This window comes from Shewanella sp. 10N.286.51.B7 (assembly GCF_002873615.1).
Lineage (GTDB): Bacteria > Pseudomonadota > Gammaproteobacteria > Enterobacterales > Shewanellaceae > Shewanella > Shewanella electrodiphila.
Window position 1 is genome coordinate 40,191 of sequence record NZ_MCUF01000014.1, and the last position, 26,250, is coordinate 66,440.

24 protein-coding genes are annotated in these 26,250 nt (G+C 39.5%); 13 read left to right on the top strand and 11 right to left on the bottom strand.

Features of this window, described 5'->3' with window-relative positions; genetic code table 11:
* Positions 1–229: 229 nt before the first annotated feature.
* The 3 genes from BCU84_RS01920 to BCU84_RS01930 all read left to right on the top strand — a co-directional run bounded on the left by BCU84_RS01920 (position 230) and on the right by BCU84_RS01930 (position 7,098).
* A complete protein-coding gene (locus tag BCU84_RS01920) occupies positions 230–2,050 on the top strand; it encodes a hypothetical protein (protein WP_102526414.1) in 1,821 nt (606 codons plus the stop codon).
* Positions 2,051–2,615: 565 nt separating this feature from the next.
* Positions 2,616–4,526: a hypothetical protein gene (locus BCU84_RS01925; RefSeq protein WP_102526415.1), complete on the top strand. Its 1,911-nt coding sequence runs from the start codon at positions 2,616–2,618 to the stop codon at positions 4,524–4,526.
* Positions 4,527–5,118: 592 nt separating this feature from the next.
* On the top strand, positions 5,119–7,098 hold the full coding sequence (locus tag BCU84_RS01930; RefSeq protein WP_102526416.1) for a cytochrome c3 family protein: 1,980 nt from the start codon (positions 5,119–5,121) through the stop codon (positions 7,096–7,098).
* A 481-nt stretch (positions 7,099–7,579) separates the two neighbouring features.
* On the opposite strand, the gene BCU84_RS01935 is transcribed toward BCU84_RS01930, so the two are convergent.
* Positions 7,580–8,374 (bottom strand): S1/P1 nuclease, encoded by a 795-nt coding sequence (locus tag BCU84_RS01935; RefSeq protein ID WP_102526417.1) that lies wholly within the window; start codon positions 8,372–8,374, stop codon positions 7,580–7,582.
* Between the two features lie 328 nt (positions 8,375–8,702).
* Between BCU84_RS01935 and BCU84_RS01940 the strand changes: the two genes are divergently transcribed.
* Both BCU84_RS01940 and BCU84_RS01945 read left to right on the top strand, forming a co-directional pair.
* A complete protein-coding gene (locus BCU84_RS01940; protein ID WP_102526418.1) occupies positions 8,703–11,864 on the top strand; it encodes a TonB-dependent receptor in 3,162 nt (1,053 codons plus the stop codon).
* 140 nt (positions 11,865–12,004) lie between these two features.
* A complete protein-coding gene (locus tag BCU84_RS01945; RefSeq protein ID WP_241906336.1) occupies positions 12,005–12,475 on the top strand; it encodes a GNAT family N-acetyltransferase in 471 nt (156 codons plus the stop codon).
* Positions 12,476–12,666: 191 nt separating this feature from the next.
* Here the strand turns inward: BCU84_RS01945 and BCU84_RS01950 are convergent, their stop codons facing one another.
* The gene (locus BCU84_RS01950; protein WP_102526419.1) at positions 12,667–12,927 is read right to left on the bottom strand and encodes a hypothetical protein; all 261 of its coding nucleotides are present in this window, start codon (positions 12,925–12,927) and stop codon (positions 12,667–12,669) included.
* Between the two features lie 160 nt (positions 12,928–13,087).
* Here BCU84_RS01950 and BCU84_RS01955 point away from each other — a divergent pair, with 160 nt between their 5' ends.
* Complete coding sequence (locus tag BCU84_RS01955) at positions 13,088–13,966, top strand: radical SAM protein (RefSeq protein ID WP_102526420.1); 879 nt, start codon at positions 13,088–13,090, stop codon at positions 13,964–13,966.
* 61 nt (positions 13,967–14,027) lie between these two features.
* Here BCU84_RS01955 and BCU84_RS01960 read toward each other — a convergent pair whose 3' ends face one another.
* Positions 14,028–14,741: a DUF3313 family protein gene (locus BCU84_RS01960; RefSeq protein WP_102526421.1), complete on the bottom strand. Its 714-nt coding sequence runs from the start codon at positions 14,739–14,741 to the stop codon at positions 14,028–14,030.
* Positions 14,742–14,991: 250 nt separating this feature from the next.
* Between BCU84_RS01960 and BCU84_RS01965 the strand changes: the two genes are divergently transcribed.
* Entirely contained in the window at positions 14,992–15,447 is a 456-nt protein-coding gene (locus tag BCU84_RS01965; RefSeq protein ID WP_102526422.1) for a GNAT family N-acetyltransferase, read from the top strand.
* Between the two features lie 34 nt (positions 15,448–15,481).
* Here BCU84_RS01965 and BCU84_RS01970 read toward each other — a convergent pair whose 3' ends face one another.
* The 3 genes from BCU84_RS01970 to BCU84_RS01980 all read right to left on the bottom strand — a co-directional run bounded on the left by BCU84_RS01970 (position 15,482) and on the right by BCU84_RS01980 (position 17,218).
* On the bottom strand, positions 15,482–15,685 hold the full coding sequence (locus BCU84_RS01970) for a helix-turn-helix transcriptional regulator (protein WP_102526423.1): 204 nt from the start codon (positions 15,683–15,685) through the stop codon (positions 15,482–15,484).
* Positions 15,682–16,098, bottom strand: coding sequence for a hypothetical protein (locus BCU84_RS01975; protein ID WP_102526424.1), 417 nt, complete (start codon positions 16,096–16,098; stop codon positions 15,682–15,684). The genes BCU84_RS01970 and BCU84_RS01975 overlap by 4 nt, the downstream gene beginning before the upstream one ends.
* 280 nt (positions 16,099–16,378) lie before the next feature.
* On the bottom strand, positions 16,379–17,218 hold the full coding sequence (locus BCU84_RS01980) for a mechanosensitive ion channel family protein (protein ID WP_102526425.1): 840 nt from the start codon (positions 17,216–17,218) through the stop codon (positions 16,379–16,381).
* 283 nt (positions 17,219–17,501) lie between these two features.
* Between BCU84_RS01980 and BCU84_RS01985 the strand changes: the two genes are divergently transcribed.
* On the top strand, positions 17,502–17,966 hold the full coding sequence (locus tag BCU84_RS01985; protein WP_102526426.1) for a hypothetical protein: 465 nt from the start codon (positions 17,502–17,504) through the stop codon (positions 17,964–17,966).
* A gap of 121 nt (positions 17,967–18,087) precedes the next feature.
* Here BCU84_RS01985 and BCU84_RS01990 read toward each other — a convergent pair whose 3' ends face one another.
* A complete protein-coding gene (locus BCU84_RS01990) occupies positions 18,088–18,297 on the bottom strand; it encodes a YdcH family protein (protein ID WP_102526427.1) in 210 nt (69 codons plus the stop codon).
* A gap of 305 nt (positions 18,298–18,602) precedes the next feature.
* On the opposite strand from BCU84_RS01990, the gene udp reads away from it, so the two are divergent.
* From udp to BCU84_RS02015, 5 genes are all read left to right on the top strand, one after another.
* Positions 18,603–19,361: a uridine phosphorylase gene (udp, locus tag BCU84_RS01995; RefSeq protein ID WP_102526428.1), complete on the top strand. Its 759-nt coding sequence runs from the start codon at positions 18,603–18,605 to the stop codon at positions 19,359–19,361.
* Between the two features lie 630 nt (positions 19,362–19,991).
* Positions 19,992–20,468 (top strand): NfeD family protein, encoded by a 477-nt coding sequence (locus tag BCU84_RS02000; RefSeq protein WP_102526429.1) that lies wholly within the window; start codon positions 19,992–19,994, stop codon positions 20,466–20,468.
* A gap of 67 nt (positions 20,469–20,535) precedes the next feature.
* Positions 20,536–21,471, top strand: a complete 936-nt coding sequence (locus BCU84_RS02005; RefSeq protein ID WP_102526430.1) for a slipin family protein — start codon at positions 20,536–20,538, stop codon at positions 21,469–21,471.
* A gap of 1 nt (position 21,472) precedes the next feature.
* Positions 21,473–22,411, top strand: a complete 939-nt coding sequence (locus BCU84_RS02010; protein WP_102526431.1) for a stomatin-like protein — start codon at positions 21,473–21,475, stop codon at positions 22,409–22,411.
* Between the two features lie 227 nt (positions 22,412–22,638).
* Positions 22,639–23,811, top strand: a complete 1,173-nt coding sequence (locus BCU84_RS02015; protein WP_102526432.1) for a glycosyltransferase family 4 protein — start codon at positions 22,639–22,641, stop codon at positions 23,809–23,811.
* 49 nt (positions 23,812–23,860) lie between these two features.
* Here BCU84_RS02015 and BCU84_RS02020 read toward each other — a convergent pair whose 3' ends face one another.
* The 4 genes from BCU84_RS02020 to BCU84_RS20925 form a co-directional block, all read right to left on the bottom strand.
* The gene (locus tag BCU84_RS02020; protein ID WP_133146609.1) at positions 23,861–24,142 is read right to left on the bottom strand and encodes a hypothetical protein; all 282 of its coding nucleotides are present in this window, start codon (positions 24,140–24,142) and stop codon (positions 23,861–23,863) included.
* Between the two features lie 122 nt (positions 24,143–24,264).
* On the bottom strand, positions 24,265–24,657 hold the full coding sequence (locus BCU84_RS02025; RefSeq protein WP_102526434.1) for a hypothetical protein: 393 nt from the start codon (positions 24,655–24,657) through the stop codon (positions 24,265–24,267).
* Between the two features lie 98 nt (positions 24,658–24,755).
* The gene (locus tag BCU84_RS02030) at positions 24,756–24,998 is read right to left on the bottom strand and encodes a hypothetical protein (RefSeq protein ID WP_102526435.1); all 243 of its coding nucleotides are present in this window, start codon (positions 24,996–24,998) and stop codon (positions 24,756–24,758) included.
* 30 nt (positions 24,999–25,028) lie between these two features.
* Positions 25,029–25,595 carry a hypothetical protein gene (locus BCU84_RS20925; protein WP_229372326.1) on the bottom strand — a complete coding sequence of 189 codons (567 nt, stop codon included), beginning with the start codon at positions 25,593–25,595 and terminating at the stop codon, positions 25,029–25,031.
* Positions 25,596–26,250: the final 655 nt, after the last annotated feature.

The following is a 26,250-nucleotide window of genomic DNA, read 5'->3' on the forward strand; positions in this document are numbered from 1 at the left end:
GATACATTTTGTCACCTAGTTTATTGATTTATAACCCTCAAGTTAGCATTCAGGTCATACTTGTTAATATCAGCTTTACCTAAACAAGACACAGCTCAAGTTTTTAATTTAAACAATATCATATTTGTTAAATTTCAGATCTCATGTGATCAGCGTCACTCATTTCACTAAATGGAATACCTAATATGCGCGCAAGTGCCTATTAGGTATTAAAAATAACGGAGTGATGATGAAACATTTAACGAAATGCAAATTAGCATTTGTTATCGCAGCGGCAGTGGGGATTGCAGGTTGTGGTAGTGATGGTAAAGATGGCAACCCAGGGGAACCAGGTCCAGGACCAACCCCACCAACAACAGAAACATCAGAAATTACAAATGTAGATGTTATCCATCATGCGGTTGAAGATGGACAAGTAACGGTTGAGTTTGGCATTACCAATGAAGATGATATTCGCATTATTGGCTTAGAAGATGCCGAGTTATATCTTGCCGCGTTAACTGAGCATGGTATTAAGCGTAGTAACAGCAGTGATGAAAATCCTGTCGGCGGCGCAGCAAAAGCGAGTGACGAAGGTGCTTCGTTAACTGAGCTTGAAAATGGCAATTATGAGTTTATTGCACCAATGGCAGCAGTAACTGCTGGCACTGAAGGTATTATTCGCTTTCAAGTGGGCGGCGGTGACATCGCAACATCTGACTACATCTTAATTGATAAGCCAGAAGCAGCGATGACAACGTCAACAGAAGCTTGTTATACCTGTCACGTTGATTACTCAACTTCAAGTTTCAGACATCCATCGCGTGTAGCGGTTGATTTAGAAGGTGAAACTGATTTTGTTGCTGGTTGTATGACTTGTCACGGTCACGTTACTCGTGACGACAATGGCTCAAACACCCATATGCAAAAAATTGGTCATATCAATCACCAAGGTTTTGAAACTGGTTTTGAAGTATCTAACTGTACAACTTGTCACGTAGATCCAATCACGACTGTTTATAACCAACAGACTTGTATTGATTGTCATGATGCAGCAGGTGTTGCAAACACTGAAGTTGAAGCAACATTTAATAGCTTTAACCAAACTGGTGATGACTGGCGTCAATTCCACACTGTAATGACTGAACGTAAAGAATTGAAGGAAGAGCATGTTGTTTCAGCATCAGCTCCTTACTTTGTTCAAGGCGAAGAGTCAGGAGAGTGGTGTAGCGATATTTCTCTTCACGATGTTGAAGAAAATCAACTTAACTTAGGTGAACTAGTGGATGCTGGTACTGTTTCTGTATCTAGCTACTTACATGGGTACTACGAAGCGTCAATCACTGGTCGCGCTGCGTCTATGAGCGTTTCTACATCTGGTGAGAGCATGGCTTTATGTGGCACTTTAGATGAAAGCTTCGTGGGTTCTGAGTTATTTGCTTCAGCACGTATTACGTTTGATGGCTTAGTGAGCATGACTGCTCATTCAGATATCGTCAGTGCCGAAGGTGCGTTCATTCATGAGTTTGATCGTCGTCATAGCGTTACTGCTGACAGTTGTACTTCATGTCATAACTCTGAAGGTGATTACCATAAAGGTGGCACTTTTGATGAAGGTGGTATTGGTTGTATAGCATGTCATAACAATGGCCAAGATCGTAATGCTAAAAGCTCAGCACCAGGCTTTGGACCAATGGTTCACAGCATGCACTGGGGTGAAGGTAGCGATGCAGTGACTGGTGAGCCGAACTCAGCAACTAAGCTAAATGCTGAAAACTGTGTTGCTTGTCATGCTGATGGTATCGATTTATACGAAGTGCCAAATGCGTACATTAAGTCTAAAGCATTCAATGGTGGTGAAGCTGGTGTGATGACTTCTCCTGTTATGGCAAACTGTTTTGCTTGTCATAATGATGAGAAAGCACAAAGCCACATGGAACAAAATGGTGGTGAGCTAAACGTACCAGTAACTGCTGATTGGCATACTCAACCTACATCAGAATCTTGTGCCACTTGTCATGCTGAAGGTAAATCTTTTGGTATCGAAAAATTCCATGTTTTTGAGCGTTAAATAGTTATTAATATAAGCTGGTAGAGTTAGCTTAAATCAAGACTAACTCTTAGGTTTGATGTTTGAATAAAAAAAGCCACTAGTCATAGTGGCTTTTTTATATTCTGAATTTGGGATGATTGACACAAGATTATATATTGCATTCAAATATAATTAAAAACCATTTGATACATATGGTTACACTATTAATTGATGGTTTTTAGTGTTCCAACCTTAAAATAAGCTTAACTCATTATTAATCCTGTCTATACTTCGTATGTTTAACCGTAATGCGAACCTTAAATTTTAATATAAAGGCTTGAAAATAAAGGTTTTTAAAATATTAATCATTTTTAAGGTTTTAAAAGTCATTTAAAAACAACAACTTAAGCATTTGTTAAATTCGTCTTTGATTATATAAGAATGTGTTGATTAAGATCTGGTTCAAAGTTCTACCATAAAGGCGATAAAATATACGTCTTGTCATGGCGCATGTGATTCTAGTCACTATTTAACAATACAGAAAAGTCTAATATTAAAAACGGGTTATACCTACAAAGTAGTATCAAATACATTCGGAGTGATGATGAAAAACTTAACGAAATGCAGATTAGCTTTCGTTGTTGCAGCAGCAATGGGGATTGCAGGCTGTGGTAGCGATGGTAAAGACGGCGAAGATGGCGCACCAGGTGAACCAGGTCCAGGACCGACTCCACCAGTAGTAGAAGCTTCTGAAGTGACCAATGTAGAATTTATTTCTCATATGGTTGAAGAAGGACAAGTAACACTTGAGTTTGAAATCACTGATGAAGAAGGCTTATTAATTAATGGCCTTGAAAATGCTGCAGTATATTTGGCAGCAAAAACTGAAGATGGCATTCAGCGTTCACGCGATGGTTCTGTTGGTGGCAGTGCATCTGCAAGTGACGAAGGCGCAACGCTAACTATGCTTGACGATGGTCGATATGAGTTTGTAGCGCCTATGGCTGCTGTTCAAGCTGATACTGAAGGACTCATTCGCTTACAAGTAGGTGGCGGAGATAGCATCGCTTCTTCACCATATATTATTGTGAATAAGCCTGAAATGACGCACACAACAACGACTGAAACTTGTTATTCATGTCACGTTGACTATGCAACTTCAGATATTAAACACAGTGGCTACGTTGCATTAAATACTGACGGCGAAGTTGATTTTGTTGGCGGCTGTATGGTTTGTCATAACAACGTTGCACGTGATGTTGATTCTGAAGGGAACTCTCTAGATACTGGTGGTTATGCTAAAAATACCATGCAGAAATTGGGTCACATCAATCACCAGAAGTTTGAAAAAGACTTCACACCGACTAACTGTTATACCTGTCACGCAGAGCCTGTAATCAATACTAGCATCGCGGGTAACGGTTGTAGTGATTGTCACACAACGGATTCAGCTTCTGCACAATTCATTATGGCAAACAGTGATTTTGATGCACGTGAATTCCATGTTAAATCAGAAAAAATTGGTATCGATGAGCGTCAAGTGATCCGTGCTGAGCATTCAACTACACTTTCTGCTGTATACAAGAATGACACTGGTGCTTACTGTACTGACCTAAGTTTATTCAAAGGTGAAGAGCAACTAAGCATTGAAACACTATATGCTGACGGTACGCTAACTTATGCAAGTACTTACTTACATGGTTACCACAATGAATCTATTGTTGGACGTGAGTCTCGTAGCTACGAAGAGTCTTATAACAGCGATGGTTCTAAAACTTTCTGTCATTCAACATTAGATCTACAAACGCCGCAAATCATGGCGAGTTCACGTGTTACATTTAATCATGGTGAAGATGCATCTTATGATGGCGTTTCTTTCACTAGCTACTCTCCTGTTGCTGAATTAGCAGACTTAAACGTAGTGAGTGATTACGATCGTCGTCATGCTGTGACTACTGATAGCTGTACAACTTGTCACAACAACGAAACTAACTACCACAAAAATGGTAGCTATGTTGAAGGTGGTTTAGATTGTGTTGCTTGTCATAACAATGGCCAAGATCGTAATGCTGTAGGCTCAGCACCTGGCTTTGGCCCTATGGTTCACAGCATGCACTGGGGTATCGGTAACGAGCTTTCTGGTGCCAAGCAAGATGAAGATGGTAACAACGTGCCAAATTCAGCAGACAGTTTAAACGCTGATAACTGTGTATCTTGTCATGCTGAAGGTATTGATTTAAGTGCAATTCCAAATCAATACATGCGTGCTAAAGCATTCAATACAGATGAAAATGGGGACCCAGATACAACTAAGATGGCTAGCCCAATTACAGCTAATTGTTTTGCTTGTCACGATAGTGCATCAGCACTAAGCCATATGGAACAAAATGGTGGTGAGATCGATGCTGAGGTTGTTACTGACTGGTACACACAACCTACTGCTGAATCTTGTGCAACATGTCATGATACTGGTAAATCATTCGGTATCGACAAGTTCCATAACTTCGAGCGTTAATGTCGTTAGCTAATGCAAAGCATTAGTGTCACGAGATGATATAGACGGCAAGATTGTTAACTAGTTTTTGCTAAATCTATATAAGTATTGAATAAAAACCACTATTTACCATAGTGGTTTTTTTATGGCTAAAAAACATTCCAGGCTATAAATTGAGCAAGTTTTTTTGAGTATATTTTTATTTTTCAATATCTTAGTGTTTACGGTATGAGTTGATCTACACTTTTAATCCTCTCAGGCTTAAAGTGGTATGAAAAATCTAAAAGCTCTCTTATAACCTCAAGATATACGTCATAATTCAACGATAAGATTTTTAAACTTTTCTTCATCTTTTAGCTGTTAGTATTATTTATTTCTCAATGGTGTTGCTTAAGTCATTGTAAAGTAATGTAAAGACAATGGTGTTAAGGCTTTGTTGTTGCATTAGTGGCTAGTGATATTGATCTGGCTCAACTTTTTAACATAAACACCTCGTTTTAAAACATATGATACAGACGGTTGTGACAGTCATCACTCTTCTTTGATCTGCATAAGGTTATATTAAATTAACTTTATACCTATAAAGTAGTAACAAAAATAATTAGGAGTGATGATGAAGCATTTAACCAAACGTAAATTAGCGTTCGTTATTGCAGCCGCTATGGGGATAGCAGGCTGTGGAAGTGACGGAAGTGATGGAGAAGATGGTGCGCCAGGCGAACCAGGCGCACCTGGAGAACCAAGTACCCCAGTGACAGAAGTTTCAACAGTGACTAATGTCGAATATATTTCACATCTTGTAGGAGAAGGTCAAGTTACCCTTGAGTTTGAAATTACAGATGAAGATGGCACGTTAATTAATGGTCTTGAAAATGCCGCTGTATATTTAGCTGCAAAAACTGACCATGGAATTCAGCGTGCACGTGATGGCTCTGTTGGTGGCAGTGCTAGCGCGGGTGGTGATAGTGCCACAGAAGGTGCAACGTTAACCATGTTAGATGATGGTCGCTACGAATTTGTTGCGCCGATGGCAGCTGTTCAAGCGGATACAGAAGGCTTGATTCGTTTACAAGTGGGTGGCGGGGATAACATTGCATCTTCACCTTACATTATTGTCAACAAGCCTGAAAATACTCATACCAGCACAACTGAAACTTGTTACTCGTGCCACGTAGATTATGCTACATCAGATATTAAGCACAGTAATTATGTTGCCTTAAATACAGAAGGGGAAGTTGATTTTGTTGGCGGCTGTATGGTGTGTCATAACAACGTACCTCGTGATATCGACGCTGAAGGAAACTCTTTAGACACTGGTGGTTATGCTAAAAATAGCATGCAGAAATTGGGTCATATTAACCATCAGAAATTTGAAAAAGATTTCACCCCAACTAACTGTTATACCTGTCACGCAGAACCTGTAGTTAATACTAGTATTGCTGGCAATGGCTGTAGTGACTGTCATGGTAATGGTGAGTCAGGCGTTATTGTACCTGCTGACGGATTCGATGCGCGTGCTTTCCATGCTGAATCATCTTCTATTGGTTTAGTTGAGCGTGAAGAAATTCGTGCTAACCATTACACCACAACAAGTAACCCATACTTTAATCCAACTATGGATGAGTGGATTGACCACAAAGACGTAGCATGGACTCAAGGTTACTGTGTTGATATCGCATTATTTGATAACTCAGGTGAAACACCTGTGCAATTAAATATTGGTGAAATGTATGAAGCCCATGAAGTGACTTATGGCGGTGCTTACATCAACAACTACCATAATGATTCTATTGTGGCTCGTGTGATTTCTCATGGCGCAGAAGGTTACATTGAAAACGAAGATGGTTCTCGTTCAGTGTGTTACGGCGAGCTAACAGATGGCTTTGAAGATGCTAACTTGTCAGCAAGTTCACGTATCACTATCGCAGATACTAACTGGGAAGATAGTGATGGTGAGTTCGGTGTATCTTTCACTGGTTACAGTGAAGTCGTTGACCCAATTAACTTTGAAAAAGTACAAGATTGGGGACGTCGTCACGCAGTAACTGAAGATAGCTGTACGACTTGTCACAACAACGATACTAACTATCATAAAAATGGTGGATACCGTGATGGCGGCTTAGATTGTGTTGCGTGTCATAACAACGGCCAAGATCGTAAAGGTGCTTTATCAGCTCCAGGCTTCGGACCTATGGTTCATAGCATGCACTGGGGTATCGGTAATGCGCTTTCAGGTGCTAAAACTGATGAAGATGGCAACAATGTTGAAAACTCTGCTGCTAGCTTGAATGCTGATAACTGTGTGTCTTGTCATGCTGATGGCGTAAGCCTAGCTGATGTACCTAATCAATATATGCTTTCAAAAGCGTTTAACGAAGGTACTGATGGCGTAATGACTAGCCCAATCACTGCAAACTGTTTTGCATGTCATGATTCAGATTCAGCATTGAACCATATGGAACAAAATGGTGGTGAATTTAATGTTCCAACTACCGACCAATGGTTTACTGAAGGAACTGCTGAGTCATGTGCAACGTGTCATGACACTGGTAAGTCGTTTGGTATTGATGTTTACCATAACTTCGAACGTTAATCACATTAGGTTAATCTAGACGTTAAAAGTGTATTACAGCTCCACCTTGTTGGCGCTGTAATAACAGGAAGCCACTATTGGTAACAATAGTGGCTTTTTTATTTGATATCTTATAAGGAAACATTATTTACAGGCTCTTATTTTCTGCTGGTTAGGCTCACTTCTCGTTATTCCTGCTCAAGTTTCACCTTGCTCATTTTTACTTTATAACGATCATCTGTCGAGACGGCTTAATAAAGTTGACTGTAATTCGCACTAGTGATCTCATTCGTGATTATTAATGTAATAAAGAACTAATAAGTCTCTATTGCTACGTATTTAAGATAGTTTTATGCGAAATAAATGATGAAAAAATGACGAATATACGGCGTATTGATTAACGAATTGTTTCCTAAAAATTAAACCCACCTATCATTAAACAAGTGGGCTTATGTTCATGATTCATAAAGTTTTGATAATCATGCAGATTTTGCGCTTTAATTTACTGACCAAATATGACGTTAAGCTTTTCAGCTAAACGAATGCCAGCTTGTTGCAGTCTTAATTCAACTGTTGGGGTATGGTTGAATATGTACTGGAATCGAAGATCGGGTTGATCATCACGATTCTTTTCTAGCTCGTATGTTCCTGCACGTAATGCTTTAGATTCATCAGCCCAGTCATAATAGCTTTTGCCTTGCCAGTTTTTGATGTCTTTATCTGAGATACGTTCAATAAACCCTGTGTATTCGGTGTAGCTTAATTTTTGATGCTCAATAATTTTACTGTCCCACACAGAGTGCAGATTTGTATCGTCTCCAAACCATTTCAGTTTTACTTTATTACCGCCGTGGTCGTGGCTATGGCCAACATGCAATGGCTGATGAATGTCGCCGACAAAATGAACATAAAAAGCCAGTGCTTCCCATTTATCTTTTTTTGTTGTTTTTGGATCGATTAAGATTTTTTCATATCGCTCAAGGCTTTCAATAATGTCGCCTTTAGGATTTCTTGTTACTGTCTCCCACGTTTCATCATCTTCAATAGACACATAGTGCCAAGGTGAAGAGTGGTACCAATTTTTATCTGAACGGATCTCATCTGGCCAAGTCGACATTTGTGCCAGTGATTCACCTTTTGTTAATGCATTGATATTACTTTGTGCTGTTGGTGATAGATTATTTTGAGCGAGCTCGCCAATAATTCTATGACCTATTTGACCAAAAGCATGAACGGGTTGGCTGATTGCGCTAGCTAACGTAATTGTTGCGCTTAATAGAAGTACTGCAGGTTTCATTATTATTATTCCTTTAACGATTTAGCCACTTTGACCCTAGTAATGTGACCAAATCGATGGTTTAGAAGATTTGTATATTATCTTTTTTTTATTAAATTTTTGTGACTAAACTACCGAGAAACCTTAGCCCATGTGGCTTTGGTTAAATGTGTAAAGCAAGTTAGGCGTTGGCAGTTTAAGTTTTGTTGTAAAATAGTTCAAGAATGACATGATTTTGAAACAAATTGGTTATAAAATCCCCCTGAAGTTTTTACTCTACAGCTTCATATTAAAAGCTAGATTAACTAGCAAACAAATTAAAATATAAAAATATTTCAGGGGTCTGAAAATGTTAAACAATAAAATCAGTCGCTTAGCACTAGCGACGTGCTTTGCTATGGGTGTTTCTCTACCAGCCATGGCAGCAGATACTGCATCAAACATCCGAGGCCAGATTGTTGGTCCTCAAGGAAATGCTGTTACAGATGCAACAATTACTATCATCCATGAACCAACAGGGACAGTGACAGAAGTGTCAGTAGGCGCTGACGGTTTATTCTCAGCACGTGGTCTTCGTGTTGGTGGTCCGTATATCATCAAAGTTGATTCTGAAAAATTTGCTGATGATCTAGAACAAGATTTATACCTAAACGTTGGTGAAACATTACGTTATAACCGTACTCTGCAATCTGCAGCTGACATGGAACGTATTGGTGTTGTCGGTACTGCAAATTACTTCCGTAGCGCAGGTGGTAACAGTGAGTTCGGTGCGAAAGATATTGCTAACTCTCCAGGTATTAACCGTGACCTTAAAGATGTATTACGTCAAAACCCAATGGCTGTAGTAGGAACTGATGGCGTTTCAATGAGTGTTGCAGGTATTAACCCTCGTTTTAACACTTTTGTTGTTGATGGTGTTTCTCAAAACGATGATTTCGGTCTTAACTCTAACGGTTACCCAACTCAGCGTTCACCTATCTCAATTGATGCGGTAGAAAGTGTGGCATTAAACACTTCTCCTTTCTCGGCTCGTACTGGTGGTTTCTCAGGAGCACAGGTTAATGCTGTAACTAAATCTGGTACTAACGAATTAGCGGGTACTGTTTTTTGGGAAACCACTAATGACAGCATGGCTGGCGACGGTAAAGATCAAGAAACAGGCGAGAAGCTTAAGCAAGATTTCGAAGAAACTACTTTTGGTGGCACGGTCGGTTTCCCACTAATTAAAGATACCTTGTTCTTCTTCGGTTCATATGAAAACTACGATGCGCCACAAGCTGCAGAGTGGGGACCAGCTGGTGCCGGTTTCGCTAATGATTCGCGCGTCACATCTGATGAATTAGATCGCATCAACAACATTGCTAATGATGTTTACGGCTTAAGTAACATTGGTGGCTACAATGCCTCTCCTCAAGAAAAAGATGAAAAAATCTTAGCCAAATTAGATTGGAACATTACTAACGAACACCGTGCATCTTTGACTTACCAAAGCACAGTGGGTAACAGAACTAATAAAGTATCAGATGATGAATCATCACTGAATTTATCAAGCTACTGGTACGATAAAGAAGAAGAGTTAGAGTCATACGCAGCAACGTTATACAGTGACTGGACTGATTCTTTCACAACAGAAATTAAAGTTGCATATAAAGATACAACAAGTAGTTCTAACCCAGTTGAAAACATCGGTATTGGGCAAGTCAATGTTCGTACTGACGCTGGCGATGTTAATTTCGGTACTGAGCGCTCACGTCAATCAAATGAATTAAACAACCAAAACTTAGAGTTACGTTTTGTCGGTGATTACTACTTAGACGAGCATAATATTGGTTTCGGTTTCCAGTTCAATAATGTTGAAGTATTTAACTTGTTTGCTCAAGACACTATGGGTTCTTGGGATTTCGATTCAATTGATGATTTTGAAAATGGTGTTGTTGACCGTTTCCGTTATCAAAATGCTGAATCAGGTAATGCAAATGATGTTGCAGCTAGTTTCAACATGGAAACATTAGCATTATTTATTGAAGATACATGGGAAATCAATTCAGATTTAGAAATGACTTATGGTATTCGCTACGAAACCATCAGCATGTCAGATTCTCCAGCTTTAAACCAAAACTTTGTTGACCGTTATGGCTTTGCTAACAATGGCACAATGGATGGTAAAGATATTTTCTTACCACGTGTTGGCTTAACTTACGTACTGTCTGATGATGTAACTATTCGTGGTGGTGTAGGCCGTTACAGTGGTGGTTACCCAACAGTTTGGATGTCTAATAGCTTCTCAAATGACGGTAATAGTTTACTCAGTTTCAATGACGGTTGGAATGATGCTTGGGGCACACCTGATTTTGGTGATGTACCGAGTGGTGCACAAGATGGCTTAGTGGGCGGCGATGGTAACACTAACTCATTAGACCCTAACTTTGAGCTTCCTTCTGATTGGCGTGCAAGTATCGGTTTTGACAGTACTTGGGACTTCGGTGCGCTAGGTCAAGATTGGTTCTTCGGTGGTGAGTTCTTATATATTCAGAAAGAAAATGATGTTGCCTGGGTTGATTTAGCTCGTCGCGAATTGACGACTGATGCAACAGGTCGTGTTGTATACGAAACATGGGATCCATTAGCAAATAATGGTGCAGGTGGAAACACTGAACGTTACGATCTAATGTTAACTAATGCTGAAGAAGACGGTAAGAGCCAAACGTTAAGTTTCAGCTTAGCTAAAAACTGGGATATGGGTCTGAACATGCGTCTTGGTTATGCATATAACCAAGTTGACGAAGGTAACCAGGGTTCATCTTCAACAGCAACGTCTAACTACCAATACACTTCTGTGGGTGCAGATCGTAACGGAACAACTATTGGTCCAGGTTACTATGAAACACCACATCGTTTCACTGCAAGCTTAGGCTATGATGTTGAATTTGTTGCAGGATATAACTCTAGCTTCAACATGTTCTATGAAGCCCGCGAAGGTCGCCCAATGACTTGGGTACTAGGTTCGCATAATGACCGTGGTTTCGGTGACCAAGGTTCATTTGCATACTCAGATTCTTACCTTCCATACATCCCAACAGGTGCAGATGATGCCAATGTTGAGTATGCAGGCGGATTAACATATGAAGAGTTTAAAGCTGCAATTGATGAAATCGGTTTAGGTAAATATGCTGGCGGTATCGCAGGTAAAGGTTCTGATAACCAACCTTGGGTCCATCAGTTAGATTTCCGTTTCACTCAAGAGTTGCCTGGCTTCCTAGAAGATCATAAAGGTATTTTATACTTTGACGTGAAAAACGTACTTAACTTGATGAATGATGATTGGGGTGTTGTTGAGTACCAATCTTTCGGTAGTAAAATCTTAGTAGACCATAACTACGACGCTGGTACGGGTGTTTACACTTACTCAGTGCCTTATGGTCAAGATGGTATCGAAACAGCTAACCAAAATACTTATGACATCAATAAGTCTGCTTGGCAGTTAAAAGTTGGCGTTAAATACAAGTTCTAAATTGAGCTAATTTAACCGATAAAATACCGAGCTTTGGCTCGGTATTTTTTTGGCTGAAATAAATGCACAAATAAGCGTGTTAATCAGGTATTTTTTTCATGCTAGACTGCCAAAATACACTCCAATGATAATGGACCAATATGCCCTTTATAGATTCAATGCAATGGAAACTTGTGCACTTTAACCAGCTTAGTCTTGATGAGCTTTACGAGGCATTAAAGCTGCGGGTAGATGTGTTTGTTGTCGAGCAAAATTGTCCTTATCCAGAGCTTGATAATAAAGATCGTTTAGCTGAAACCTTACATTTACTAGGCATCAATCAGCAAGGTGAATTAATCGCTTACACTCGAATTTTAGCGGCAGGAGTCAGTTATCCCCAAGCCAGTATTGGTCGAGTGATTATTGCTGAACAAGGTCGCGGCAAAGGGATTGCTCATGCATTAATGCAGCGATCAATCGATGTGGTCAAAACTCAGTGGCCACAAACCAGTATCCAAATAGGCGCGCAACAGCATCTCAGTGACTTTTATCAGCAGCAGGGGTTTACTGTTAACTCTGAAATGTATTTAGAAGATGGGATCCCGCACATTGATATGCTGCTTAACTTGTAGCAATTTGATTAGAAAGTAAGCCATAAAAAAAGAGTGCCAAGGCACTCTTTTTATCGGGCAATAAAGTACTTAACTAACCATGAGAATGATTGTGACTAATGCTGTCATTGAGACTAAGACAGTCTTTGTGACTATTATTGAGACTATGATTGAGACTATGATTGAGACTATGATTGAGACTATGATTGAGACTATGATTGAGACTCATCACGTAACTTGATCTCTGGGCGTAGGTTAAGTTCGCCTTCAAAATCAATTGTCGCCAACTCTTTTTGTTGAGCAATGACTGCCAGAGGGCCTTCTGGCATCATTCTCACAAAAAGCAATCGGTAACCAAATCGGTTGAGATCATACAGCGCCATTTTTTGATCTGCTGTCATGAGTTCCCAATGGTGCTCTTGATCGAGGGCTTCGCCTCTACGTTCACTGAGTCCATATGCGACTTGATTCATAATCAATTAGCCTGAATAATTATTTAGTTAACAAAACGACTATAAACAACCAATACGAGCAATTCAAACGTTTTGGATCAAAAAATAGAATAAAAAACAATCACTATGCTCGTAATTCGTACAGGGCGTATTTAAAACAGAGCACTAAAAAGGGAAAAGTGTGATTAATTATATTGAACCCGTGTTTCGACCTCCATCAGAATGGAAGTCGCTTATCCTTCAAGTAACCAATGGTTGTAGCTGGAATCACTGCAGTTTTTGCGACATGTACACCCAAGAGCAAAAAAAGTTTAGAGCAACTAAAATTGAGCAGATTGAGCAGGATATATTAGCTGCTGCCGCGTCTGGTCATCCCATTACTAGGGTGTTCTTGGCAGATGGTGATGCGATGACGTTGCCTTTTAAGCGATTAAAAGAAATATGCCAATTAATTAATACTCACTTACCTTCCGTGACGCGTATCAGTAGTTATTGCTTACCACGAAATTTGACCAATAAAACGGTCGAACAGTTGTCAGAACTACGTGATATGGGGCTGTCATTGCTTTATGTAGGCTGTGAAAGTGGCGATGACGAAGTGCTCACTAAGATTAAAAAAGGTGAGGATTACGCAAGTTCCTTAATGGCGCTTGAAAAAATCAAGCAAGCGGGCATGAAATCGTCGGTGATGATTTTAATGGGACTTGGCGGTAAACAATTATCGCAACAACATGCTAAAGCTTCAGCGAAATTAATGAATGCTGCCCAGCCTGATTACCTTTCGACCTTAGTGGTTACCTTACCCTTAGGTACTGAGAAAATGGATAGCGTGTTTGATGGTAAATTTGAATTACCTGATCAACTTGGGCTGTTGAATGAGATGCAGACATTATTATCAGAGCTTGCGCTCACCAAGACCATTTTTAGATCCGATCATGCTTCTAATTATTTAGTGCTCAAAGGCGTACTTGGCAAGGATAAACAACAATTATTGAATCAAGTTTCTGATGCCATTACAGGGACAATTCCACTTCGCCAAGAATGGCAGCGAGGCTTATAAGCAACAAGCGCCTTAAGCTATTTACCTAAGGCGCTTGATTCAAATTAATGATTGTAAAATGTTAGTTTTCAGTTTGAGCGCTGGCTTCAATTAAGGCATTTTTGAAGTCGTTTGCCCAGCGACGATAAACCGTTTTGACATCTCCCCAATTAAATACTTGAGTGTTTTGACGCCATTGATCAAATCCCATCGCACGATCGGCAGCTTTCGCTAACACTTCGCCACTTTCAGCATCTTTAAGCACGGCTAATAACACCATCGAGCCTGAGCTTTGGGTGTATGTTTTTCCTGATGAGTTAAAGCTTCTGCGAGATTTTTCGATCGGAGCAGTTAAGCGAATATCGGTGACTGCAGTTTCAATGATTAATGTATTTGGCCCAGCTTGCGTGACTAGCTCAAAAGGCTGCTCGCTATTAAACACATCGGCAACGGTCTTTGAAAATTGTAGGGCCATTTTATCTAATGACTCTTGAGGTAGGTCGTAGGTTGCGTTTAAACCGTCACTTTGCCTATCAATTTTCGGCGCGCGATAATCATCTGGGTGATCGTTGGTGACCTTTGTCGGTTTAAAATACAGTTTACTGTATTGCTGCCAATTAACATTGGGTCTTGCATATGAAAGTGCGAGCTTTGAATTATCGACTTTAACTAAACCATCTTTAGTGGTTTCAGCATCAGGGCCTTGTTGCAGTGTCGCGGGTCCAGAGGCGCAGCCAATAAGGCTGAACAATATACTGGTCACTAGAATAGCTGGGTAAAACTGACTATTGCGCATATGATTAATCCCTTAAATAATACTGTTAGTAAATATGGCAGCTTAATCAAAAGAGTCAATCACAGCGTCAATCAAAGCATTAGTCTCTGTTAAGCCAATATATTATGGTTAACTATTTTATCGTTTAAATACAGGATTGTAGCGTCATTAAAGTGATAGTTGTAATAGCCAAGTAAGCTTGGTAAAAAGAGAATGAGTAGCAAAATTAGAAAGAGAAAGACAGAGAGTAGTAATAAAAGGAATGATAAATATGGATATTAGACTCGACGACCTCACAGGCGATGACGTAGCTAAGTTATTGACTGAGCATTTACAAGATATGTATGCGACTTCACCTGCCGACAGTGTGCACGCATTAGATTTATCTAAACTGCGCCAACCTCATATCGACTTTTGGACTATTTGGGAAAACAACCAACTAGCGGGTTGTGGTGCGATTAATCGATATTCAGTAGAAGATGTTGAAATAAAATCGATGCGAGTATCGAGTGCATTTCGCCGCCGTGGTGTTGCAGCTACTTTATTGACCTTTATGCTCAATGAGGCTAAAGCTAGCGGGGCTAAAACAGTTAACTTAGAAACGGGCTCCATGGATTTTTTTATCCCAGCAAGAACGTTATATGCTCGCCATGGTTTTATTGAATGCGGCCCCTTTGCAGATTATAAAGCAGACGCTAATAGTGTGTTTATGACCCTGAGTTTATAAGCGAAATAAACGCACTATTAGCTGCTTTTATTATTCAAGATACGGCCTCTTCATCTTGGAAGATATCTTCAATTGTGAGCTTAAATAATCTTGCTGCTTTAAAGGCTAAAGGCAGACTCGGATCGAATTTACCTTTTTCAATCGCATTAACAGTCTGTCTGGATACATTCAATAAGTCAGCCAGTTGCGCCTGAGTTAAATTGTGCTCTGCCCGTAGCACTTTTAATCTGTTATTCATCGATTTTTCCTATTACCCAATATAATGCCGACCATGTAGGTTAAACTCATGACGATGACAAGATGAGAAATTTCGGCATGAGCGTTGATTATCCCTGTTGTAGCTAGGGTTGAGTAACTAATACCCACAATTAATCCGACTCCAAGGCTCAAGCCCATGGCATTTAACTGAATTTTTTGTTGTAGCTCATCGAGAGAAGCGAGGTGTTGTTTATTGGCCCAGATCATACCGATACCCACCAAGAAGTTTCCTCCAATTGTAGCCACCGTGATGATGTCATTTTCAGGCCACAAAAAGATAGGCCCAAAAGTCGTTATTGCGAGCGTTATCACCCATGCTGCAGTCCATTTAGCTAATCGTATTGTGTTGATGCTGTTGCACTTTTTCCAATCATTATCCATTGAATCATTCATAGAACACCCTGTTATCCATTTTGATTTAAAATTAAACTTAACTTGTCTTTATGTAAAGTAAGCTTGACTTAAATATGTGCTTTAAAAATTAAAATGTCAAGTTTTAGCGACATTTTGTCAAGTTAGCACGACATAGCTACAGGTGCTAGAGGGAACTATTTGGCATTTTTTGAAAGGGTGGGGAGTTATTAAGCCGCTAATCTATAAGCTATAAATCACTGAGCGAGTTATAATCATAACTCGCTCAGTGAGCGTAAGGGAGTGATCGACTAACGGTAGATTAATGTTGTAGATGGATCTCTCTCACCGGACAAGGAATGGTAATGCTAGCGGTTTTTAATGCGCTAAAAATGGCTAAATTACTTTGATATTTATCTTCATAATAACTTTTAGTTGGTACCCAATAGCGCACACCAATTTCCATTCCTATGCTATTAAAGTCATTAATACCAACCTGTGGCGGACGAGACTGATTCACTTTCTCTTGAGACAATAATGCGTCAGTAATTAACGTAGTCACAATTTGAGGATCGGTTTCATAATCAATGTTGAACTTGGTTTCGACCAATTTGTATTCTTGAGAGTTATGTAAGATTTCACCAACAATGTGCTTATTAGGAATATGAATTAACTCGCCTTCTTCGTTAGTCAGAATCGTGAGTCCTAATTGAATTTTTTGTACGACGCCTGACACGCCTTGGATCTCGATAGTGTTACCAATAACAAAAGGTCTAGTGACAATAATCGTCACGCCTGCAGCGTAATTGGCAAGCATGCCTTGTAGCGCTAAACCAGCGCCCAATGAGGCAGCACCAATAGCGGCGACCATTGGCGTTACACTGATCCCGAGTTTGCCTAAACAAATAATCGATACCATGACGATGATGGTAATTCTGACAAGGTTTGAAACAAAGTTACCTAAAGTGACATCAATATTATGTTTTTCAAATTGATTGGTCACCACATCAGACATCTTGTTAGCTATCCAGATACCAATGAGCAAAATGATAATAGCGCCAATGATTTGGAAGCTATATTGGACAATAAACTCTGTCAGCAACTCATAAACATTTTGCAGTTGAGCTAATTCTTGATCTAAGCCTGCTGGGGTCTCATTCATAATGATGGTCTTTTTATTAGATGAATAAACAGATAATTACTGATTATAGTGTTGTAATTAAGTGTTGTCTTGGGTTGTTTTTTAACGTTTTTACATAATTAGACTCACAAAATATTCATTAATCCTATTTCATTAATTTTAATGTCGTTAATACGTGAGATACCTCAAGTTTTTCAGGCTAGTTAATAGGTAGGGAATCTCATTAAGGTATAGTGCATTGCACCCTCTATTTGAAGACTTTTTCTATGATTAAGGCTTTAAACCCTACTTCAGGAATAACAAGATGAAAGCAATTTTATTTGTAGTAAGTTTATTTTTTATGACGACGGCACAAGCGAATGTGTTTGCTGTGAACGATAAAATTGAACCTGTGACGTTAGAAGATCAATTTGAACAACCGCTAGTGATTAACGAGCAAACCCAAGTTGTACTATTTAGCCGTGGTATGAAAGGTGGCGAATTCATCCAAGAAGCCTTAGAGGCAATTCCAGCAGAGAAAAAGCCTGAAAACTTGGCTTATATTGCTGATATCAGCGGCATGCCTTCACTAATTGCTCGTTTTGTTGCAATCCCAAAAATGAAAGATTTACCTTTTTCAATGGGGCTTGATCGTGAAGGTGAAGTGACAGCTTCTTGGCCTGCGGAAAAAGATATGGCAACAGTTATTGTGTTAGATAAATTTACCGTAGTCAGCATTGAGAACTTTGACTCAAGTGACGCTATTGTTGAAGCTATCACTAAGAAGTAATTCAATTCAAAAAGGCGACTTAATCTAGCCTAAAACTAAAGGACGCCTATGCGTCCTTTTTTGTTGCTTGCCTTACAAGGTTAACTCGTAAATGCTTACAGTAAATAAGCGAAATTACCGCTTACTGTTTTTTAAGCATGGTATAAATTTCTTCTTTTAAATGTAGCTTCTTCGACTTAAGGATTTTAAGTTCAGGTGTGGTGTCACTATTATAGTGCTTTTCATGATGCTTAATTTTTTCATCTAACTGATTGTGCTCATCAAAAATCCTAGAAAAATGTGCATTTGATGTTTTTAATTTACTGATTAAATCACGGTACTCTGGAAACATAGAACAACTCCTTTTCGTTACTGTTAACTTAAAATTACTCCCTCTTTTGCCTAGGTAACGTGACTAAGATCAACTATTGCTTGATTGGGTAAAATTGCCCTAAATGAACTAAAATTAGCTATTATTTTTTAGGTGGTTTATGGTGCGCTAAATTAGCTAACGATGTTTGCGCTTGTAAATTTGTCACGGCAATCGTTTTATAAATATCAAGATTTATGTGATCGAGTTAACCTTAACTGAGTGGATAGTGGGTTAAAGTCGACACAATTAGGATTTTATATTCAATAATGAAAGGGGTTTTCAACATGGCCGACGTATTTCACTTAGGTTTAACCAAGCAAATGCTTGATGGCGCAACTTTGGCAATTGTGCCTGGCGATCCAGAAAGAGTTAAGCGAATTGCTGAATTAATGGACAACGCGACTTTCTTAGCAAGTCACCGTGAATATACAACGTATCTTGCTTACATTGATGGCAAAGCTGTTGTGGTTTGCTCAACGGGTATTGGTGGTCCATCGACTTCAATTGCAGTAGAAGAGTTAGCACAATTAGGTGTGACGACTTTCTTGCGAGTGGGCACAACGGGTGCGATTCAACCTGAAGTCAATGTGGGTGATGTGATTGTGACTCAAGCATCAGTGCGTTTAGACGGTGCAAGCTTGCACTTTGCGCCGCTTGAATTCCCAGCTGCAGCTGATTTTAATTGTACGACTGCTATGGTTGCAGCATGTTGCGATTATGGTTTAGAGCCTCATATTGGTATTACCGCTTCTTCAGATACTTTCTACCCAGGTCAAGAACGTTATGATACCGTTTCTGGTCGCGTGACAAGTCGCTTTGTAGGTTCTATGAAAGAGTGGCAGTCAATGGGCGTGCTTAACTATGAAATGGAATCAGCAACCTTATTCACTATGTGTGCTTCTCAAGGCTGGCGCGCAGCGTGTGTAGCGGGTGTTATCGTAAATCGTACTCAGCAAGAGATCCCTGATGAAGCGATGATGAAGAAAACCGAAGTCAGCGCAATTACCATCGTGGTTGATGCTGCTCGTAAGTTATTGGCTTAATATTGTTAAGTCTAATTAGGGCCTGTTGATCTTTCAAGGTTGTTTTTGCAGCGAATTGTTGGCCATTTATACAAGGCAGAGACTTTGTGGTGTAGTTATTCTACATAAAAAGTCGATAACGCAGTAAAAATCGCCAACAAACGCTGCCCAAAGGGTTCGACTAAAAGCGTTTTACTCTTTGTTGGATGAATCTTGCTTAGATGGCTAGGCATCAATCCATCCGCCTCAATTAAAACGCTTTTATTTCGAACAAAACTTAACCGGCAAAGTTCAACAGGCCCTAGTTAACTTATTGTAATTAAAGGTGCTTCGGCACCTTTTTTGTTGCCTTTTTTTTACGAATGATGAAGTATTTTTAATGTAAACCTAACCCTTCAACGAGGGAATGTGATTGCAATTTCATCGTTTTACTGTATTGTTGACATAATATGTCGCATTTAGCAGACATTATCGATAACGATTATCTGTCGTCATTGTTACTACTATTTTCATTAATATTTTTACTACTATGCCTTAGGCATTCCAACAGTTATCAAGTCTATACAATTCACGCTATCCCAACTAAAGAGGATGCCGAACAGGGTTTTATAGCTTAAAGGATTTTATGATAACGTTTTTACAGGGGGGTATATGGAGTTTTCAAATCCAACCAGCATTTGGTTAATTGTTGGTCTTATCTTAATGGTCGCGGAAATTATCGTTCCGGGCGGCATCGTAATCTTACTCGGCGCTGCATGTGTTATCGTCGCTGCTGCATTGTTTGCAGGGATTGTTGACGGCGCAACACAAAGCTTTACCTTATGGTTTATTACGTCAATCGTGTTGTTACTGAGTTTTCGTCATATCACTCAAAAAATGATTGGTGGTGATGCTCATGTAGATAATACCGATGAAGAAATGGATTTATATAATCAAGTTGTCACGGTAAAAGCGGATATTGGCCCCGGTGAACATGAAGGACGCGTGACGTTCTCCGGCACTGAATGGCCTGCTTTAGGTGATGGCACCGAGATCAAATCAGGCAGCAAAGTGCGTATTATATGTCGTGAGAATATCGGATTGATTGTTGAGCCTTACGTTGAATCAGAACCCGAAACACCGAATTAAAGTGTTATTGCGCTTTAACACTCATCGAATTTAAGTAAAAACCATATTTACAAAAGGAAGGGGAAGTATGTTTGAACTAACCATCGCATTTTTATTTATCATGTTTATTCTTTATAAACTGATGTTGATAGTGCCTATGCGTGAGGTCAATGTGATCGAACGTTTAGGAAAATTTAGAACCGTACTAAAACCTGGATTTCATTTCTTAGTGCCATTTGTGGATCGCGTTGCTTACCGTCACGATACCCGTGAAGAAGTATTAGATGTCCCGCCACAAAGCTGTATTTCAAAAGATAACACCCAGCTAGAAGTTGATGGCTTAGTGTATTTAAAAGTCATGGACGGTAAGTTAGCCAGTTATGGTATTGAGAATTACCGCCGCGCTGCCGTTAACCTTGCACAAACCACCATGCGTTCAGAGATTGGTAAATTGACCCTGTCGCAAACCTTTTCAGAGCGTGACAGCTTAAACGAATCTATCGTTCGTGAGATTGACAAGGCATCCGATCCTTGGGGGATCAAAGTACTGCGTTACGAGATCAAAAACATTACCCCTTCAATTCACGTTATCCATACGCTTGAAAAGCAAATGGAAGCCGAGCGTCGTAAACGTGCTGAGATTACCTTGGCTAATGCTGAAAAAGACGCGATGATTAATATTTCGCAAGGTGAACGCCAAGAGGCAATTAATTTGTCCGAAGGGCAAAAACAGAAACGAATTAATGAAGCAGTAGGCTCAGGTCAGCAGATAACGATTATTGCTCAAGCTAAATCTGAAGGCATGAATATGATTTGTACCGCCCTTGATAATGAAGGCGGTAATGATGCAATGAATATGATGCTTAAAGAGCAGTTCATCAGCCAAGTCGGCAGTATCTTGTCTGAATCTCAAGTGTCGATTGTCCCGGCTGAAATGGCCAAGCTTGAAGGCTTCTTTGAGGGCATGGAGCAAGTGACTCACGCGGTAGCTAAAGCACCGGCAGCAACAAAAGGAGCACGTTAATATGTTAAATGGAATTGATACCGATTTTGTTGTGATGATTATTTGGGGCGCGATATTTCTCATTTTCGTGTTAAAGCTGTTTCAATCTATTCGCTTAGTACCGACTAAATCGGCCTATATTGTTGAGCGTTTAGGTAAGTATCACAGCACCTTAGATGCAGGCTTTCACGCACTGGTGCCGTTTATCGATAAAGTGGCTTATATACATGACTTGAAAGAAGAAACCATTGATGTGCCACCACAAGAATGTTTCTCAAGTGATGAAGTGAATGTTGAAGTGGATGGAGTGATTTATATTTCAGTCACTGATCCAGTTAAAGCGAGCTATGGTATTACTGATTACCGTTACGCGGCGATTCAGCTAGCACAAACCACCACACGTTCAGTGATTGGTACGCTTGATTTAGACCGCACCTTTGAAGAACGTGACGTCATTTCGGCTAAAGTGGTTGAAGTACTCGATGAAGCGGGCGCTATGTGGGGCATTCGAGTTCATCGCTATGAAATCAAGAATATTACTCCACCAGAAACCGTTAAAAATGCCATGGAAATGCAAGTGAACGCCGAGCGTGAGCGCCGTGCATTACTGGCAAGAAGTGAAGGTGATAAGCAAAGTAAAATCAACCGTTCTGAAGGTATCATGACTGAAACCATTAACCGCTCAGAAGGTGAAATGCAGCGTATTGTCAACGAAGCTGAAGGTAAAGCTGAAGAGATTTTAACTCTGGCTAAAGCAACAGCAGAGTCGATTGAAAAGTTGGCTGTAGTGATTTCAAAACCCGGTGGTCAAAGTGCGCTGCGCCTGCAACTCGGTGAGCAGTACTTTAAACAACTGGGTGGCTTAAGTGACAAAGACAACCGCGTGGTCTTACCCGGCAGTATGATTAACTTCGACTACTGGTTAAATAGCATGGGTCTTGAAGACGAAAAGAAGAAGTAGCTTTCAGCTGCTTTGGTTAACTCAAAACGCTGAGTATTAAGTTAACCTAGATAAAATAAACTAAAAGAGGCTAGCACTGCGCTAGCCTCTTTTTTTATCGTTAAAGCGGGTATTACGATTAACCTTTACTATCAAATGAAGCCTTTGCGAAATCAATGAGATAACGTTATGTTTAATTGACTGGCTGCTTGCCTTGTTCTGTTTTAACTTATCAATGATGGAATTTGATGAAACCTAAGATTTTGCATTGTGTCGATGACCCTAACATGGGCGGCGTTAATTTTGCGCTGCAAAGCCTGTGTGGCTCCACGTTGCAAGATGACTTTGCATTCGATATTCAATATATCGATTTTTCAACGCCTGTGAATATCAATAGCGATGCCGACATTATCTGCCTTCATGGGGCATCAAACTGGCGAAACCTGCTCAACATTATTCAGTTTAAATGGCGTCATCCTAATGCCATATTTGTGCTGCAAGAGCATCATTACAGCGCCGCTTTTGTCAGTGAACAAATTAGATCTCCCAAGCGTTTTTATTTAATGCTGAAGTTGAATTATTGGCTGATGGATAAAGTCATCGCCATCGCACCTTCACAGCAACAATGGATGCTAGAACATAAGCTTATTTCTCAGCAAAAAATTGCTTTATTAGGGCAGGGACGAGACTTAACTCGTTTTACCGCCAGTGATATCGCTAGTGATATCGCCAGTAAAAGCCCTAACAAAAGCCAAGATAAGCTAAACGCTAATGAGGCTCCGGTGTTAGCCGCTTATGGCCGATTTCACCCTCAAAAAGGCTTTGATTTATTAATTAAAGCCATGCAGCAGGTGAAGTCACCGTGTCGATTATTGTTAGCCGGTGAAGGTGAACAACTCGACGAGCTTAACGCGTTAGCAGCAAAGGTAACTAATGTTGAAATTGTCGGTAAAATCGATGATGTACCCAGTTTTTTACAAGCCTGTGATGCCGTCATTATCCCGTCAAGATGGGAGCCATTTGGGCTGATATTCATTGAATCACTAGCAATGAATAAACCGATTATTTCAAGCCAAGTGGATGGATTAGGCGATCAAATTAACCAACACTCAGCACTTCATTCGATGGACTATGGCCATCAATCTGCGATCACAGCTATTGCAGAGCCTATTTCAGCTGATTCGATTGCAGATGCCATTAATCAGTACTTGTCGCAATTATCGTCGCAATCTGGGGTATTAAGTTCATTTGAGGGTAATCAAATCACTACTGATGACTCTAGTGTTGAGCCAAATTCAGATTCTAGTACAGGTTCTAATACAAGCTATATCAATCAATGGAAAGCCCAGCAATGGCAAGAGCTACAACAAGCATGGAAAAGCTTGTTTAAGCAGCTTTTAGAAGACAAGAAGGAAAGTTAGTAATAGAAAAGAAGTTAAGCCGCCCTAATGATTTATAGGCGATTAATTACTATGATATGCCGATTAACCAAGGTAGCGCAGCCCCTAAACCTACAGAAAACAAGCCAAGTATAAATTTTATGTGATTCATGTAACTACATTTTGAGTATATAAATACCCCAATGAAAAAGGCCAAAATCGACCAGATAACCGAACCGATAAAATATAACTGCAAAGCACTTTGATTAACTGAACCTGTATAAGCAGGGCCTGCAATAACGTTTAACAGCAGTGCGGCAAGCAAACCTAAAACAGGTAAGAGACAAGCCATAAAGATTTGTTTATTGATCATCCATTTGTTCATTATTGAATCCATTCAATTAAAAGGAAATTCTTACACTACAGAGCAATAACTAGCTGGTCAAATTAAGCGGCGAAAGAAGAGTAGGAAACTGTTTTACCCAATAAATTTTCTTACTGTGCGGCTTCTTTATTGATGTGTCGAAAAGACTTACCTAAATAAAATGAAGCTAACACAGTGATTACATCAATGGGGAAATTAATCATCCACATAGGAGATATAAATAACTCTCCTAGAAGTAACAAAGTAACCGTTAAACTTAGCAATGAACAAGCTGAAAAGGATAACGCTAAGTGAAGGATTGTTCGGTTAACCTGTTGTTTAGCATAGATGGTTAAAATGAAAATACTTAAGAGCGCAGATGGTAGTTTTTGATAAATAAGTAGTTCATTTAAAGATTTAGGTGAATAGTAATCTACTCCCCAAAGTACTGATAGTAATGTACTTAATACTATTTGAGCTATAACAAGAATAAAGCAATATTGTATAATTCTAATCCAATTCATAGCTATCCTTGCCACATATCGTCTGCTAATTAGGTGTATCACAGTAAGCAAGTAAATGAACTCTTTTAGTCCTGGCTTAATATTCTGTTAGCTGGTTTCTAGTTTACTGAACATTTGCTAGAAATTTTAATTTTGAGTTCGCCAACGGTTTCAATAAAAGGTCGAATTGAACAGAAACCAGCAGCAATAAGACCCATTGAGCCATAATTTAATGGCAAACCGACCCCTTGTGACATGATGTTGTAACCAACCAAATATCCAATGTTATAAACTGCACCAATAATGACAAAGGGCAGAATAAGTAAGAATACCCAAAAACGAATTTCTGACAATGAATTCATAACTAATCCTTTAGATTTATATTTTTGCAGCTAATGCCCAATTAACGGGTTAATACTTAGGTAGCTGCCCACTGTTTGTTGCATAATTTCTACCAACTCACTATCCATATATTGATAATCATCAGGAATATCTAATACTTGAATCTCTTTATAATTTAGTAGCCTCGTAAATTCAGCTTTAAGCCTGTTTTTATGCTTTTCTTCCATAACAAAAATCACGTCTGCCCATTGAATATCTTTGACGTTTACTGTTCTTTTAGCTTTAGGGCTCGTACCAGCTGATCTAACGTTTAGTTCGGGGTGGTTCTTCCAAACTTGCTCTCCAGTAGGACTACGCCATTGATTACGACTACATATAAAGAGGATTTTTTTCACATTACTGTCCTCAATTGGCATTTCATCATCTAATTTTTGTCTCAATGTTATTGGAGGGTAATCAATCCCTAATTGTTTAGCTCGTTTTAATTTTTTCGAGCGAATGTACATAAGCTTCCAGTTTTTCTCTGGAGTAAATTGCTTCTCAATATGTCCATCTTCTTTGAGTTTTTTACATTCTTTCTTTGCCTGTCTCCAAGCTTTATTTCTGTCGTTATCCATAATTCTCATCAATTTATCGGGTTCAGCAGCCGCAATAATATGGTGAGATTTGGTGCGGAGCTTAAAGCCCCTAACAGCTTATTAAACGGCTCGGCTGATAAAGTAGGCGGCTTAAGTTATTGATTAATATCATCCTACATTTTTATCTGCTTGATATAAATACTAATTTATTTTTTACAGCTTAAAATTAAACGAGCTTTCCTGATAAAGGTGGCTGAAAAATAATGATTATTCTTTAAATTGATAATTATCATGGAGTTAGAGTTAGCTACCTTGTTTCATTGTCTAGCGATGTTTGGAATAGCTCAAAGTCGTGGCGCTTCGCCCACACCAGACGAAAGGGAAACAACAGCATTTCTCTTCTCGCTGATTAATATATAAAGAGTTCTGCCGCTCCGGCGAAGTGTTTTTCCTCATGCTACAGAGCTAATTTACTACCGCCTCAGATTCGCCATCCTTGGCTCAATCTGAGGCTATGTCGGCGTCCTGCCTCCATCACGCAAATTGGCTCAACGCATTCGGACATTTCCAACGGAGACTATTGAGCCCGCAAGTTCATTTATTGTGTCTGTACGATAAATTGAATACATAGGTTTTTAGGTGCTTTTGATCTTCTTTGAATGTTCAATTTGAGCTGAGGTAAGCAAGAAAATCG

Coding starts and splice junctions, on each gene's coding strand:
- BCU84_RS01925 (WP_102526415.1), top strand. CDS start 2,616: ATGAAAAACTTAACGAAATGCAGATTAGCTTTCGTTGTTGCAGCAGCA.
- BCU84_RS01945 (WP_241906336.1), top strand. CDS start 12,005: ATGCCCTTTATAGATTCAATGCAATGGAAACTTGTGCACTTTAACCAG.
- BCU84_RS01920 (WP_102526414.1), top strand. CDS start 230: ATGAAACATTTAACGAAATGCAAATTAGCATTTGTTATCGCAGCGGCA.
- BCU84_RS02015 (WP_102526432.1), top strand. CDS start 22,639: ATGAAACCTAAGATTTTGCATTGTGTCGATGACCCTAACATGGGCGGC.
- BCU84_RS01965 (WP_102526422.1), top strand. CDS start 14,992: ATGGATATTAGACTCGACGACCTCACAGGCGATGACGTAGCTAAGTTA.
- BCU84_RS02030 (WP_102526435.1), bottom strand. CDS start 24,998: ATGAATTCATTGTCAGAAATTCGTTTTTGGGTATTCTTACTTATTCTG.
- BCU84_RS01930 (WP_102526416.1), top strand. CDS start 5,119: ATGAAGCATTTAACCAAACGTAAATTAGCGTTCGTTATTGCAGCCGCT.
- BCU84_RS01940 (WP_102526418.1), top strand. CDS start 8,703: ATGTTAAACAATAAAATCAGTCGCTTAGCACTAGCGACGTGCTTTGCT.
- BCU84_RS01985 (WP_102526426.1), top strand. CDS start 17,502: ATGAAAGCAATTTTATTTGTAGTAAGTTTATTTTTTATGACGACGGCA.
- BCU84_RS02000 (WP_102526429.1), top strand. CDS start 19,992: ATGGAGTTTTCAAATCCAACCAGCATTTGGTTAATTGTTGGTCTTATC.
- BCU84_RS01950 (WP_102526419.1), bottom strand. CDS start 12,927: ATGAATCAAGTCGCATATGGACTCAGTGAACGTAGAGGCGAAGCCCTC.
- BCU84_RS02025 (WP_102526434.1), bottom strand. CDS start 24,657: ATGAATTGGATTAGAATTATACAATATTGCTTTATTCTTGTTATAGCT.
- BCU84_RS01960 (WP_102526421.1), bottom strand. CDS start 14,741: ATGCGCAATAGTCAGTTTTACCCAGCTATTCTAGTGACCAGTATATTG.
- BCU84_RS02005 (WP_102526430.1), top strand. CDS start 20,536: ATGTTTGAACTAACCATCGCATTTTTATTTATCATGTTTATTCTTTAT.
- BCU84_RS01935 (WP_102526417.1), bottom strand. CDS start 8,374: ATGAAACCTGCAGTACTTCTATTAAGCGCAACAATTACGTTAGCTAGC.
- BCU84_RS02020 (WP_133146609.1), bottom strand. CDS start 24,142: ATGATCAATAAACAAATCTTTATGGCTTGTCTCTTACCTGTTTTAGGT.
- BCU84_RS01980 (WP_102526425.1), bottom strand. CDS start 17,218: ATGAATGAGACCCCAGCAGGCTTAGATCAAGAATTAGCTCAACTGCAA.
- udp (WP_102526428.1), top strand. CDS start 18,603: ATGGCCGACGTATTTCACTTAGGTTTAACCAAGCAAATGCTTGATGGC.
- BCU84_RS01990 (WP_102526427.1), bottom strand. CDS start 18,297: ATGTTTCCAGAGTACCGTGATTTAATCAGTAAATTAAAAACATCAAAT.
- BCU84_RS01975 (WP_102526424.1), bottom strand. CDS start 16,098: ATGAATGATTCAATGGATAATGATTGGAAAAAGTGCAACAGCATCAAC.
- BCU84_RS01970 (WP_102526423.1), bottom strand. CDS start 15,685: ATGAATAACAGATTAAAAGTGCTACGGGCAGAGCACAATTTAACTCAG.
- BCU84_RS20925 (WP_229372326.1), bottom strand. CDS start 25,595: ATGGATAACGACAGAAATAAAGCTTGGAGACAGGCAAAGAAAGAATGT.
- BCU84_RS02010 (WP_102526431.1), top strand. CDS start 21,473: ATGTTAAATGGAATTGATACCGATTTTGTTGTGATGATTATTTGGGGC.